Here is a 14388-nt window from a genome sequence, read left to right as displayed (position 1 = left end):
ATTTATAACAATCACAAGCAAACAAATCGAGACGTTTTTCAGTGAAATAGCAACTGGCAGCGAAATACAGTAAGCATAAATACAGGTGATAATCATGCAACAAGACACAATCAACAATGTCCATATTAGTTCAGAGCAAGTGCTGGTCACGCCAGAAGAGCTAAAGCGCGATCTGCCTTTGTCTACGCATGCTTATCAATATGTACTTAATGCACGCAAAACCGTTGCAGATATAGTGCATAAGCGCGATAACCGCGTATTAGTGATTTCAGGCCCTTGCTCCATCCATGATATTGATGCAGCTAAAGAGTACGCGCTTAAGCTTAAAAAACTGCATGACGAATTAGGTGATGAGTTCTTTGTATTAATGCGGGTTTACTTTGAAAAGCCGCGCACTACTGTTGGCTGGAAGGGCATGATTAATGATCCTGATATGGATGAATCCTTTGATGTCGATAAAGGCCTAAGAAAAGCCCGAGAGTTGATGATTTGGCTAGCAGAGCTTGAACTCCCCGTGGCAACAGAAGCATTAGATCCTATTAGCCCACAGTACATGTCTGAGCTTATCACTTGGTCAGCGATTGGCGCGCGCACCACTGAGTCGCAAACGCACCGTGAAATGGCATCGGGTCTATCTATGCCAGTTGGTTTTAAAAATGGCACCGACGGTAAGTTAGGTGTCGCCATTAATGCACTTGAGTCTGCAGCAAGTAGCCATCGTTTTATGGGGATCAACCAAAAAGGGCAGGTTGCGCTATTACAAACGGCAGGTAATCCTGATGGCCATGTGATTTTACGTGGCGGTAAAGCGCCAAATTACGATGCTGCGAGTGTGGCAGAGTGTGAACAGCAGCTGCATGCGGCAAAGTTAAGTGCACGTTTAATTGTTGATTGCAGCCATGGCAATTCGTCAAAAGATCACAACAAACAAAAGCCTGTCTGTGAAGACGTATTTAACCAAATCGCTTTGGGTAATAAATCAATTATTGGTGTTATGCTTGAAAGTCACTTAAATGCGGGTAAGCAAAGCAGTGACATACCGATGAATGAACTGGCTTACGGTGTATCGGTGACAGATGCGTGTATCGACTGGCAAACCACGGAAACCTTGTTGCGCGATGGTGCTAGCTTATTAGCCCCAATATTACCGACTCGATTTGATATGCTCAAAGTAGCAAATGGCTGATGGAAGATAGATTGATGAATGAGAAGACGACAGCAGAGCTTGAAAACTTAAGAGGCTTAATTGATGGTGTTGATCAGCAGCTTCTGCACTTACTTAGAAAGCGTCTCGATTTAGTCGCCCAAGTTGGCGCCGTAAAACATGGTGCAGGTTTACCTATTTATGCGCCGCAGCGTGAAGCTAACATGCTCGCTAAACGCCGCGCTGAAGCCAAAGCCATGAATGTTGAGCCGCAGCTGATTGAAGATATTCTGCGTCGTTTGATGCGTGAGTCTTACCTCAATGAGAAAGATGTTGGCTTTAAGCAAATAAAACAAGATTTAGGCCATGTAGTTATTGTAGGCGGTGAAGGCAAGCTTGGCGGCTTGTTCTCGCAAATGCTGACTTTGTCTGGTTACCAAGTAAAAAGCTTAGATAAAGATGACTGGGTCAATAGCGAAAGCATCTTTGATGGTGCGGGCCTAGTAATAGTCACCGTGCCAATCAATATTACTTGTGAATTGATTGCTGACAAGCTAACCAATTTGCCTAAAGACTGTATTTTAGCTGACTTAACATCGATTAAAGGCGCGCCGGTAGAGGCTATGCTTGCTACACACTCAGGTCCGGTGCTGGGATTACATCCTATGTTTGGTCCAGATGTTGGCAGTTTAGCTAAGCAAGTTGTGGTGGTGTGCCATGGCCGTGATAGTGATGCTTACCAATGGCTGATTGAGCAAATCGAAATTTGGGGCGCACGCATTGTTGAAGCTGAGCCTAGTAAGCATGATAAAGCCATGCAGTTAGTGCAGGCGATGCGACACTTCTCCTCATTTGTATACGGCTTAAACCTATACAAAGAAGAAGCCGATATTGAGTCATTACTGCAATTTAGCTCGCCAATTTACCGCTTAGAGCTGGCGATGGTAGGGCGTCTGTTTGCTCAAAGCCCAGAGTTATATGCCGACATTATTTTTGCTCAAGAAGAAAGTTTAGTAGCGATTGGTGACTATTTAGATAACTACTCCCAAGCATTATCTATTCTAAAGTCCGGTAATCGCGATGCATTTGTTGAGCAGTTTGCTGAAGTTTCGCGTTGGTTTGGTGACTTTGCGCCACAGTTCCAACGAGAGAGCCGGGCGATGTTGCAATCAGTTAACGATATGAAAACCGGCTAACAGTTTAAGGCTGATGATTAGCATCCGCTTTTAGCAAAAATGAATATATGTTATAGAAGGCGCTTAGGCGCCTTTTTTATGTTTTGCTATTGAATTTAGGCTGCAGTTGATAATGCTTATCAGTACTCCTTAAATCCCTCCCTGACGGAGTTTTTTCAGTTCCTCCTCTTTTTAGCCCCTTATATGAATAACCTTAACTATTGAAAATAAACGTTTTAAATCGTTTTCACGTTGGGGCTTTCAGTCTTTATTAGTGAAAACTAAAAGTGATCTCTTTCATAGTTTCAGCCTTTAATCATAGAAAGTCCTTTTGCAAATTTTCAAGAAGCGTAGACTAACCTCAAAACATGCAAATAAAATGCATGATTAAATTATAGGAGTTAGTGTCGTGTTTTGTATTCAATGTGAGCAAACAATTAGAACACCTGCGGGTAATGGCTGTAGCTACACGCAAGGTATGTGCGGTAAGTCTTCAGATACTTCAGACTTACAAGATCTTCTTATTTATATCTTACAAGGCGTATCTTCATACGCAGCCCTTGCTCGTGAAGTAGGTATTGTTGATCATGAGATTGATACCTTCGTTCCTAAAGCATTCTTTGCGACACTAACCAATGTGAATTTTGATGATGAGCGTATTATTGCTTATACAACTCAAGCTGAAACCTTCCGCAATCGCTTAAAAGCGGCTTATGAAGCTAAGTGCAGCGAACTAAGCATTGATGCCAAACCAATGAATGTGCCAATGCAGTTGGTACTTGGTACTAGCAAACCTGAAATGCTAACTCAAGCGCTTCAAGCTGTGCCTAACCGCGGTAAAGATGAAGTTCATGAAGATATCATGGGTTTACGTTTACTTTGCTTATACGGTCTTAAAGGCGCTGCAGCCTATATGGAGCACGCTCGTGTGTTAGAACAAACTAGCGATGAAGTGGCTGGTGAGTTCCACCAGATCATGGCATTTCTTGGTGAAGACTCTGTTGATGCTGATAAGCTATTTAATACTGCAATGCAGATTGGTCAGCTTAACTACCGCGTAATGGCAATGCTAGATGAAGGTGAAACTCACGCCTTTGGCCACCCAGAGCCAACTCAAGTCAATACTAAGTCTGTTAAAGGTAAGGCGATTTTAGTGTCGGGCCACGACATGAAAGATCTTGAACTTATCCTTGAGCAAACCCAAGGTAAAGGCATCAACGTCTTCACTCACGGTGAGATGCTGCCTGCACTGGCTTATCCTGAACTTAAAAAGTATTCACACTTAGTGGGTAACTATGGCAGTGCATGGCAGAATCAGCAAAAAGAGTTTGCTACATTCCCTGGCGCAGTTGTTATGACATCTAACTGTATCATCGACCCAAATGTTGGTGATTACTCTGACCGTATCTTCACTCGTAGTATCGTTGGTTGGCCTGGTGTGACTCACATCATTGGTGACGATTTCAGCGAGGTTATTGCTAAAGCTGAGTCTTTAGAAGGCTTCATCTATAATGAGATCCCCCATCTAATCACCATAGGTTTTGCTCGTAACGCGCTAATGGCTGCGGCTCCTACCGTAATTGAAAATGTGAAGAGTGGTGCAATCAAGCATTTCTTCTTGGTAGGCGGTTGTGACGGTGATAAGCAAGAGCGTGGTTATTTCACTGATATCGCGACTCAAGCACCGGCTGACTCAGTTATTCTGACCCTAGGTTGTGGTAAGTATAAGTTCAACAAGCTTGAGTTTGGTGACATTAATGGTATTCCACGTCTATTGGATATTGGTCAGTGTAACGATGCTTACTCGGCTATTCAGCTTGCGATTGCGCTTTCTGAAGCGTTCGAGTGTGACATCAATGAACTACCGCTTACTTTAGTCCTTTCTTGGTTTGAGCAAAAAGCGATTGTGGTACTGCTAACCCTATTGTCTCTGGGTGTGAAAAACATCATGACAGGCCCAACTGCGCCAGCATTCTTAACGCCTAATCTAGCTAAAGTGCTAGAGGAGAAGTTTGGCCTTCGTAACACCACCACAGTTGAAGCTGATTTAAACCGCGTGCTTAACGTCGCGTAGCATTAACTGATTGGGTGAAAGTTAAGTCAAGAATGGTCACCAGCGTGTGGCCATTTTTTAGTTTTAAAGTTTGTTCGCTTTAATGTGTGATAGGTAGGTGTCGTATGAATGTAGCAATCAGTAGTCAGGTTTCTATGCCAGATCCATTTTTTGCCCAGCAGTGGCAATCGGGTGAGCATCAGTTAGTTTGTGTTGAAAAGTGGAATGAAACTCATGACGTGATGAGCTTTCGCTTTCAAGGCACACAACCGGTTAAGTTCCACTTCAAACCGGGGCAGTTTTTGACGTTATTACTTGAAATTAACGGCGAGAAAATTGGCCGCAGTTATACTATTAGCTCATCACCTTCACGTCCCTATTCAATTGTATTAACGGTGAAGCGAATTGCTGGCGGCAAGGTATCTAACTACCTGGCTGATCACCTTGAAGTTGGGCATGTTGTGCGTGCTTTAGGACCTGATGGCGTGTTTAACTTGGTGGATATTACTGCGCAGAAATACCTATTTTTGAGCGCGGGCTGCGGTATTACGCCAATGTTTTCCATGTCTCGTTGGTTAACTGATACTGAAATCGGTCCGGATATCAGCTTTTTACACAGTGCTAAAACCAATAACGACTTAATCTTTGAGGCTGCTATAGCGCAAATGGCTGAGCGAAGTGGTAACTTTAAGCTTAACTATATTTTAGAAGAGCTTGGCATATTCGCTAATGTTGGAATTAGCGCTAAGTTTACCGACAAACAAGCAGGGCGCTTAAATGCTGAAAATCTCGCTCGCCTAGTGCCTGACTTTAAAGCGCGTACAGTATTTGTCTGCGGTCCTGAGCCTTATATGAATGCAGTTAAGGCACTACTAGAGTCGCTAGACTTTGATATGAGCAAGTTTCACCAAGAAAGCTTTGGCAGTTTTAAAGGTGATAGTGCAGAACTCGATGCGGCGAACGAGCAAGCGGCAAATCACACCATTGGTACGAGTGACTTTATGCTGAGTATTGGTGACAGAAATCGCCCCTTATCTGCTGAGCAAACACTGCTGGACGGCATTGAAGCAGAAGGCTTACCGATTATTGCCGCTTGTCGTTCGGGCGTGTGCGGCGCCTGTAAGTGCAAAGTGGTGGCAGGCGAAGTCGAATCTTCAAGCCAAATGGCACTGACAGCGGATGAGATTGCAGCGGGTTACGTACTGGCATGTTCGAGTAAATTAAAGTCAGATGTAACCTTAGAACTTTGAGGGCTAAAAGTCGGTTATTTGGCTTGCTAATCGATGTAAATCTGAAATAAATCAGCGGTGAAAGTTGCGTAACTCAGTTTGAGAAAGTAAGGTTAATGACAGGCCTTGATGGAATAGCGCCTGTCTCTTACCGTCTTAGATAATATATCTCTATGGAGTGGCGTATGGCATCAACTTTACATTCTCAACCGCTAGCACTAGAAGACAAGAGTCTTGCGCACCTCTTATATGGCTTAATGGCCTGTTTTCCGCTTTTTCTTGTTCCAGCAGCACTCAGCCTGCTCATTAATATCTACCAGCCGCAACAATATTCAAATAGTACTATGGCAGTGCACTTACGTTGGCAGCGTTGGTCTATCATAGGCCTGTTTACCGTTTTTATTGTTGGTTATCTCGCTACCCCACAATGGCTCAGTACAACACTTTATGTCGCAGGCGCTTTGTGGTTTGCGGGGCGTGTGTTTAAAGGTTGGTTAAGTCTTATTGAAGGCCGAAATATCTAATCTTATATAGCCAAATCCTAACATTTAGAACCTGACTGAGACCCGCCTGTGACTAGTTACGAAATTCTTTGCCTTTTATCTGCACTTTCCTTAGTTATTTCGCTCATTTCTTCCCGATTACACCGTTGGCAACAGACTATAACGATCACCGCATTAGCACTGGGATTAAGCCTCGTCATCTTGGCGGCGGGTAAGATTTTCGGCGTGTCAGTTTATTCAACTTTAGTAACCGACTTAGAACAGCTGGATTTTAAAGCTTTGCTGCTGAACGGCATGTTAGGCTTTTTATTGTTTGCCGGGGCGTTGCAGATAAAACTCAATGTATTGAAGCAGCAACGTTGGGAAATTTTTGTGCTGGCATTTGTCGGGACACTTATCTCTACCTTAGTTATTGGCGGTTTGTTATACCTGTTGTCTGGCTTTTTGGGCTTACAGCTTAACTTCAGTTATTGCCTGCTGTTTGGCGCGTTGATCTCACCAACCGATCCGATTGCTGTGTTGGCCATAATTAAGCAGTTAGGTGCGCCAGAAGATATCGCTATTCAAGTCGAAGGCGAGTCACTGTTTAATGACGGTATTGGATTAGTTATTTTTGTTGCTATATCTCAGGTGGCCTTCTCCACAGAGCCGCTAACAGTAGCAGGTGTCAGTGGCTTATTTATTCGCGAAGCATTAGGTGGGCTGCTTTATGGCGGCATTTTAGCGGCGATGCTACATGGTATGCTGCATTTCTCTGAAGAGCGAACTCAGTACTTATTGATGACGCTACTTGTACCTAGTGCAGGCTACGTTGGAGCAGATATGCTTGGCGTGTCAGGGCCTTTAGCTATGGTGGCATCGGGGATAATTATTGGCAATGTCAGTGTGCCTAGATTACTTAAAGAAAGTGAGTGGGAGCATCTAGATAGTTTTTGGCTGCTGATCGAGTCTTTCTTTAATTCATTACTGTTCTTACTACTTGGATTATTGTTGTTACTGATCCACTTTGACGCTGAGCTATGGTGGTTTATGTTACTGGCAGTGCCGATAGTGCTTATTGGCCGAATTATCAGCATTTATCTGCCTTATTTCGGGTTTAGACGCTTTAGACGTTATAACTCTTATGCGGAGAAGATATTAGTTTGGGGCGGGCTACGTGGCGGCTTAGCACTTGCTATGGCGATGAGTTTACCTACGGGCGTATCGATTTTAGCTGGCAGTAACATTGATTTACGTGAACTTCTAATGGTGATGACCTATGCCGTAGTGGTGTTCTCTATACTGGTTCAAGGCACTACAATCCCGAGTCTAATTGATAAAAGTAACGCTGAGCACGAGGCTCAGCGCAAACCTTAATCTTTACTTGAGTTAGTGGTACAAGTTGCCTAATACCGCTTTTATTAGCTCATCAGGACGAACGGGAGCCGTTGTATCTATCGCGCTTAGATTCATCATTACACCGTCACCTTTTAGCTGCTTAATGGCTTTAGCAAATGTTGCTAGTTGATCAGCATCAATAGCATAACTTGGATTAACCACAACCGGTAAATGACTCATCGCCTTCAGCTCTACTAAAGCGGCTAGATCTAGCGATGGTTTACCTGAGTTATTAAGTGTGGTTACACCAGACTCACATAGGATTAGCTGTTGATTGCCTTGGCTGAGCACTTCTTCTGCCGCATTAAGTAAGTCATCCACGCTTGCCATTGCATTTCGCTCTAAAATCACTGGCACCAGTAAACTGCCGAGCTGGCTGAGTATGGCTTGGTTATACATTAAGTTGCCAGCAAGCATTACCACATCGGCAAATTGGATTGCCATGCTTAAATCAGTTTCATGTTCAATCGCTAAAATACACACTAGGTTAAATTGACTTAGGGCATGCTTAAATTTATCGATGGAGCTAATGAGATCGCTTTGTTGACTCAAGCCTTGAATAACAACCGCTTGGAACCCAGATTCTTTTAGCTCTTTGGCCATTTGCTCAAACTGTTGTAAATCAAGGGGGAGTTGCACCTGAGCTATAGCACCTAGATTACCGTTACCAAGGTTAAGTTGTCCGCAAATTACTTGAGTTGGTTCATTTTTATACTGCTTACTAAAACGCTGCTGTTTATGGCTAGTTGGCGTTGTAACCGCGGTCGTTTTCGAGGTGTTAGGCTCAATCATTAGCTGACTATTGCTTAACTGAGTCGGTTTAACGGTTTCACATGGGTAACAGCCTAGTACTTTGATAAAGCGGGTAGTTCTTTCTAATTCTTTCAGAGCAGCCTGCATTGGCTCACTAGAGAGGTTAGCGTCGATATCAAGGTAGAACATTTCTTCCCAAGGCGTGCCTGGAATTGGGCGCGACTCAAGTTTGCTCATGTTTAGGTTCCGAGCTTTAAGGACTAATAAGGCTTCAACCAATGCGCCAGGCTTTTGGCCTGTAGCCATAATCAGGGTGCACTTTGCCGGTAATTGTGACGGTACTTCAACTGCTTTTCTCGCCACCACAATAAAACGGCTCTGATTGACTTTTTGGTTGGCAAGACCCGTTTCAACCGCTTCCAATTGATACAATGCACCGCCTTCTGCACTGCCGATTGCAGCGACACTATTATCATTAGCATTACAGACCATTTCCATTGCCTCGGCGCTGCTTGAGCAATACTCCAATTTAAATTCGCTGTGTTGGCTCAGGTAGCGACTGCATTGACTTATTGGTTGCGGGTGGGCGTAAACGGTTTTGATATCGTTAATGGAGCTGCCACTATTTGCTAATAAGCAATGGCCTACTTCAATAGTTGTTTCACCGACAATAGCAAGACTGGTGTGCTGCAGAACATCGTAAACTTCATTGATTGAGCCTGATGAGGTATTTTCAATTGGTAAGAATCCATAATCCGCATGTCCAGACTCTACAGCTTCCACAATTTCATCAAAACTTTGGCAGCCTAAGTCTTGCATTTCCACTTGGCGTCTATCGCAGTAGCGGCTTGCTGCTAGATATGAATAAGAACCACGGGCTCCGAGATAAGCAATGCAATATTGTTGCTGTTGGGTTTCAGGGTTAGCACGACCATGCAAATAGGCTTGCTGATTGAGCACAGAGTCTTCAATAATGCTTTGATACAGTGAAATCACGTAGTGGGCATCTAGCCCTTGTTCCCGCCCTTGCTTGACGAGTCTTGAAAGCAGTTCTTTTTCACGGATAGTATCGCGGATAGGTCTAACATCAACCTCTTTGCTGCGTGCTACATCTAGGCTAAGTTCTCTTCGTCTTGCGAGTAGCGCTAATAAGTCATTGTCGAGACTAGTGATCTGTTCACGAGTGTGATCTAAAGGTTGTGGTTTGTTCATCTTGGCCTCTGTATCTTTTAATGCGCACTGAGTTTTTGAAGTTAAAAATTAGAACTTGCCTTTGCTGACATAAAAAAGCCTCCCATGTGGGAGGCTTTGGAATTTTCACTTTCGTTTTTACACCGAAATTCCGCCTCCAGAAGTAGGGGGTATAAAAAAGAAAGTAAAAAATGCAGTGTGGATTTTGTTCATGCAATTAAAACTAAAGGTGGGGCGCTTGAGTGTCAATCAAAACTTGTTGTTATTGAGTTTTTTGCATTAAAAAGCGCACCCGAGGGTGCGCTTTGCGTGTAAATTTAACAATGATATCAAGCTGCGTATTCCTCCTCTAAGTTGTCATCAAAGTCGTCATCAATGGCATCATCTTCTACTTTAAGCGCTGCGTGACGTTGACTTTCTGGTTTATGAGTCAGGCGATTTAGCTGTTTCTCCAGCTTTTGTCCCATTGCATTAATTGCTGCGTAAAGGTCGTCGTGTTTCGCCTGGGCAAATAACTTGGCACTTGGGATGCCGACAGAAGCTTCAATTTTAAACCCTTGCTTCTCCTGTTCAATAATAACGTGCGGATTAATTAGCTGCACATCGTGTCTTGCTAACTTACCTAGTCTGGTTTCAATACGTTCGCGGATAGATTCAGTAACTTCAAAGTGCTTGCTAGTAATCTTTATCATATTTCGAACCTTTTATTGTTTCCTTGAATTCAGACTACCAATCTCAGAATCAAAAGTCGTGATCTAAATCACGTTTTGTTGGCTCTTTTAAACTGTTCGCTTTTTATTTGATCACTTAGACAAATATAGACAATAACTGGGCAAATTTCCTTGTAAACCCTGAAAAATTGGCTCATATTGGATTAGATAAGTTGACTCTACTTTAGCCTTTTTTGCAAAAATCCCAGTGTAAATAACTCGATAGCCCTCAGGTAATTCCCGCTTTATAATGTCGCCACCAGATGAATTATTTTTCAAGAGTGCCGTAACATGGAACAAAATCTAGTCAAAGTTAAAGTGTGGGATATTCCAACTCGCGTTTTCCATTGGGGGATGTTGTGCTCGCTCGCAGGATTATGGTGGACCGCCGATGCGGGCGAAATGGAATGGCATCAGATTTTAGCCTACGGCTTGATGGTGTTAATTGGCGTTAGACTTATTTGGGGAATAATAGGTAGTGAGACTGCTCGCTTTAGTCACTTTGTTCGCTCCCCCAAAACAGTTATAAACTATCTTGCTCAAACTAAGCGTGATGGGATCTCAGCTTCTGTAGGACACAATCCTGTTGGTGGCTACATGGTAGTTACGTTAATTACCTTAGTTTGCGTACAGTTAGTGACAGGTTTATTTGCCACAGACGAAATCTTTACTGAAGGTCCACTTTATTCTTTAGTGAGCTCCGATACCGCAAGTTGGTTGACTTGGTTACATAAGAAGAATTTTGATTTGATTTTAATCTTAGCTGCGGTGCATGTACTCGCTGTTGGGATTCATATGATTAAAGGTGACAAAATCCTTGGTGCCATGTTTAGTGGTTATAAGAAGTTACCCGAGTCTAAGGTTGCGGCTATTAACGCTGATGAACTTGCCTTTGCCTCTGTTATTAAAGCTGTTGTTATTGCGGCTGTGATTGGCGCTCTTGTTGTGAATTACTTAATGTTACCTGTGATTGATATGCTTTAAGTAAGGTATAGAATTTACAATTAAAAAGCCTGTTTAATTAAACAGGCTTTTATGTGTGGCAGAAAGACTAATTAGTCTTTCTTATATACGTCGTGACAACCTTTACAGCTTTTACCTGTGTTACCAAAAGCTTTTTTAAGTTCTCTTTTATCACCTTTAGCTGCAACTTGAGCAAGAACTGCTGCATTTTCTTGAAAGGTCTTCATCTTAGCGTCAAAGTCTGCTTTATCGCTCCAAATTTTTGCAAGGGCTTCGGTGTCGCCTTTGTCAGAACCCGCGATGAAGCCTTCTAATGGTAGCTTAGATAGCGCTGCAACATTTTCTGCACGCATAGCAAAAACTTCGGCGTTGAACTCTTTCTTGCCTTTTAACATGGCACCCATATCACCAAAGTTATAGGCAATCATACTAAAAGCAGATTGGCGGTAATGAACTGCGTCTTCCGCTTCTTTAAAGTTATTTGCGTAAACACTTGTTGCGAACGTTGTTGTTGCAGCTAGTGCGATAAGGCTCATCTTTGCAATCTTATTCATGGTTATTTCTCACGTTTTTATTGTGTTATGTGATCCGTCCTGCCGCCATTGTATATAGTTTTATCCTATCAGCACCAATCGTTTTTCATAATAGTTACTCTTAGTTACAAATGAGTGATATCTATACCAACTAATATAAAGGTTTATTCGCTCAGCGAGAGTTTAGCGACACCGAGACAAGATCATTAAATGCTTCTCGGTAACTGCTCCTGCACTACTCTACCTTCTATATCCGTATAGTCTTGCTTTAATGAGATTCACCAGCTCTATGTGGTTTATAACGCGTGAGGATCATAGAGAAACGAGGGATGAACTCCCACTTGTTTCTTGGGTGTCGCAGTATCAGGGCCACAAAAAAACTCGGCATTCTAGAGCGTTTTGGCTACCTACTTTTTGGTGGAGCAACTTTATAAGCGAGTTACCATTCTTTCAGTTATTCGCCTTGCGTTAGCTTACCCAAAAGTGCTCTGAACCACGCTAATTCTTATACTGATTGGTATTAGCAAAAGTGTATTGGCTCGATAATCTTGCTACAATCAGTGCGTAATGACGCACTAGTACGTGATTAGTTGTAAATAGGAGTTATGATGCGCGCAGAGTGGGATTCGGTATTAGAGAAGGTATTAATGCAACCAGATCAGCAAAGCTTAATTGTATTATTTGAGCTATTGCTAACAGAAGAAGAGCGCAGTGCTGTTGCTGGTAGGTTGAAAGTATTTCAAATGTTACTGCAAGGCGAAATGAGCCAGCGCCAAATAGCGCAGGAGTTTGAGATTAGTATTGCGACGATTACACGCTGTTCTAATTATCTTAAGCATATGCCTGTAGAGCAAAGAGACTCAATTAAACTGCTCATTATGGATGGAGCTTAATTTCACTTTCAGATATCAAGTTCAATTATGAATGAACCATTAAGACAGCCAATGCACATCTGTTGTTTTGTGCTTACGATATTGGGAGCGTCTTAAGGCAAGGTACAACGCACTGCTCATCAATAAAAGGCTAATGATTGGTATAGTAGTCGAATCGACTTTTAGAAGTAATAGGCTCAATAGTAGATAAAGGCGTGGTATATGCTCATAAATAAAGGCAGGGAGCCAACCTTTTTTACGACGCCTTTTAGGATCGGTACGGCGATTACTTGAGCGCAATAGGTAAATATGGCTACCAAATAAAAAGATTACAATACCCAGTGTTTGCGCATAAATAGAAGGGAGTAACATAAAGCTAAGGCTCCCGAGCGATAAATAACAAAATGGGAGCGCTTCGTAGATTGGTTTAGATAACATTTGCAGATCCTTTGCTTTTCATTTTTTAGCTCAAACAACCCCTTTGTTTGAATCCATCCATTTGAACTTGGCTTTTGATACCTTTTACCACTCAGGCTTTGCTACAAAGCAATGCTTTAATCATCCTTAAGTATGATTAAAGCATTCTGTTACTTAAGTTGGCTAGCATTAAGACTGTCAACACAGGCGTTAAACTAAGTAAATATAAATAGTCGATTTGATTGTAGTCATAAAAAAAGCCTGTTTCATTGTGAATAATGAAACAGGCTTAGATTCATGCTAAAGAACTAGCGCTAAAGCGTTAGCTCTGAAGAACTGCAATTAGTGTCTGCAGCCACAGCCGCCGTTACCATCACAGCCTTCTTTTGCTTCTTTAGTTTCGTCTTCGCTGCAGCAACCACCTTCATGGCCGTGATCGTGCCCGCCGCCACAGCATCCACCTTCGTGAGAATGCTCGTGACCACCACATCCGCCGCCGTGTGCATGGATATGACCGTGGGCAATTTCTTCTTCAGTCGCAGCGCGTACTTCAAGTACTTCTACGTTAAATACTAAAGATTGGCCTGCAAGAGGGTGGTTACCATCAACAATGACTACGTCATCTTTAACTTCAGTAACTTGTACTGGGCGTTGACCCATTTCAGTCTCTGCAATAAAGCGCATACCAGGAACGATGTCTTCAATATCGCCAAATGCAGATAGTGGTACTTCTTGACGAAGACCGTCATGGTAAGCGCCATAGCCTTGCTCCGCATCTACAGTTACATCAAGGGTGTCACCTTGCACTTTACCCTCAAGAGCCGCTTCTAAACCTGGGATCATGTTTTCTGCGCCATGCAGATAGATCATTGGCTCGCCTTCAAAAGAACTTTCTACAAGCTGGCCTTTTGCATCTGATAATCGGTAATGGATGCTAACAGCACATTTTTCGGTGATTTTCATATTCGCTCCAATCGGAAATTTGCGCGCATTCTAGCCTGCTTTAACGCTATAAGCGATAGACGCAGTGCACTTCTGCTACCTAAACCACATCTTTTATTTGTCAAAAGTGCAAAATTGTTGCCTAAGTTTTATTCGGTATAGAACTTATCTATATACTTTGTACTATTTTATTTAGATAAAGGCTTCCTTACAGCTTGTTAAATAATTTTAGAGTAAATTGTTGAGAATATGCTGTTGGATGGTTTTATCGCTTAATATTATTCTTTCGCTATTGATGCTACTTCTATAATGTTTTTTGGATGTTTAAGCTGCTGTTTTATATGCGGTTTAATCTTTTGTTGGTTTTAGTTTACGTTAACGTAAATCAATAATCATTGATATAATTAGTCAGCAAATGCTTATAAATAAGAGTTTATGACACTTTTGCTACTTTTTTATCTAATAGCCTCAATAATAACAATTTAGTTAAATTTAGGGGTTGACAGCGCCCCAGTAAAAAGCAATT

13 protein-coding genes and 1 other annotated feature are annotated in these 14388 nt (G+C 42.4%); of the genes, 8 read left to right on the top strand and 5 right to left on the bottom strand.

Annotated elements, in window-relative coordinates; translation table 11 throughout:
• The first annotated feature begins 94 nt into the window (after positions 1 to 94).
• From L2747_RS02625 to L2747_RS02600, 6 genes are all read left to right on the top strand, one after another.
• Complete coding sequence (locus tag L2747_RS02625; RefSeq protein ID WP_248997556.1) at positions 95 to 1186, top strand: 3-deoxy-7-phosphoheptulonate synthase; 1092 nt, start codon at positions 95 to 97, stop codon at positions 1184 to 1186.
• 14 nt (positions 1187 to 1200) lie between these two features.
• A complete protein-coding gene (tyrA, locus tag L2747_RS02620) occupies positions 1201 to 2340 on the top strand; it encodes a bifunctional chorismate mutase/prephenate dehydrogenase (protein WP_248997555.1) in 1140 nt (379 codons plus the stop codon).
• 388 nt (positions 2341 to 2728) lie between these two features.
• A complete protein-coding gene (gene hcp / locus L2747_RS02615; protein ID WP_248997554.1) occupies positions 2729 to 4393 on the top strand; it encodes a hydroxylamine reductase in 1665 nt (554 codons plus the stop codon).
• Between the two features lie 104 nt (positions 4394 to 4497).
• Positions 4498 to 5622, top strand: a complete 1125-nt coding sequence (locus tag L2747_RS02610; RefSeq protein WP_248997553.1) for an FAD-binding oxidoreductase — start codon at positions 4498 to 4500, stop codon at positions 5620 to 5622.
• A 164-nt stretch (positions 5623 to 5786) separates the two neighbouring features.
• Positions 5787 to 6125: a hypothetical protein gene (locus L2747_RS02605; RefSeq protein ID WP_248997552.1), complete on the top strand. Its 339-nt coding sequence runs from the start codon at positions 5787 to 5789 to the stop codon at positions 6123 to 6125.
• 48 nt (positions 6126 to 6173) lie between these two features.
• Complete coding sequence (locus L2747_RS02600; RefSeq protein WP_248997551.1) at positions 6174 to 7460, top strand: cation:proton antiporter; 1287 nt, start codon at positions 6174 to 6176, stop codon at positions 7458 to 7460.
• A gap of 12 nt (positions 7461 to 7472) precedes the next feature.
• Here the strand turns inward: L2747_RS02600 and pheA are convergent, their stop codons facing one another.
• Complete coding sequence (gene pheA, locus L2747_RS02595; RefSeq protein WP_248997550.1) at positions 7473 to 9446, bottom strand: prephenate dehydratase; 1974 nt, start codon at positions 9444 to 9446, stop codon at positions 7473 to 7475.
• Positions 9447 to 9514: 68 nt separating this feature from the next.
• Positions 9515 to 9633: a sequence feature (Phe leader region), on the bottom strand.
• Between the two features lie 121 nt (positions 9634 to 9754).
• Positions 9755 to 10117, bottom strand: coding sequence for a ribosome hibernation-promoting factor, HPF/YfiA family (hpf, locus tag L2747_RS02590; RefSeq protein WP_220779648.1), 363 nt, complete (start codon positions 10115 to 10117; stop codon positions 9755 to 9757).
• Between the two features lie 309 nt (positions 10118 to 10426).
• On the opposite strand from hpf, the gene L2747_RS02585 reads away from it, so the two are divergent.
• Positions 10427 to 11119 (top strand): cytochrome b/b6 domain-containing protein, encoded by a 693-nt coding sequence (locus L2747_RS02585; protein ID WP_248997549.1) that lies wholly within the window; start codon positions 10427 to 10429, stop codon positions 11117 to 11119.
• 71 nt (positions 11120 to 11190) lie between these two features.
• On the opposite strand, the gene L2747_RS02580 is transcribed toward L2747_RS02585, so the two are convergent.
• Positions 11191 to 11652 (bottom strand): c-type cytochrome, encoded by a 462-nt coding sequence (locus L2747_RS02580; protein WP_248997548.1) that lies wholly within the window; start codon positions 11650 to 11652, stop codon positions 11191 to 11193.
• Positions 11653 to 12239: 587 nt separating this feature from the next.
• On the opposite strand from L2747_RS02580, the gene trpR reads away from it, so the two are divergent.
• Entirely contained in the window at positions 12240 to 12524 is a 285-nt protein-coding gene (gene trpR, locus L2747_RS02575) for a trp operon repressor (RefSeq protein WP_248997547.1), read from the top strand.
• Between the two features lie 39 nt (positions 12525 to 12563).
• Here trpR and L2747_RS02570 read toward each other — a convergent pair whose 3' ends face one another.
• A complete protein-coding gene (locus tag L2747_RS02570) occupies positions 12564 to 12941 on the bottom strand; it encodes a hypothetical protein (RefSeq protein WP_248997546.1) in 378 nt (125 codons plus the stop codon).
• A 321-nt stretch (positions 12942 to 13262) separates the two neighbouring features.
• Complete coding sequence (gene slyD / locus L2747_RS02565) at positions 13263 to 13883, bottom strand: peptidylprolyl isomerase (RefSeq protein WP_248997545.1); 621 nt, start codon at positions 13881 to 13883, stop codon at positions 13263 to 13265.
• Positions 13884 to 14388: the final 505 nt, after the last annotated feature.

Origin of the sequence: Shewanella marinintestina (assembly GCF_023283845.1) — a bacterium.
Taxonomy (GTDB): Bacteria; Pseudomonadota; Gammaproteobacteria; order Enterobacterales; family Shewanellaceae; genus Shewanella; species Shewanella marinintestina.
This window is presented reverse-complemented; position numbering and strand designations above follow the sequence as displayed.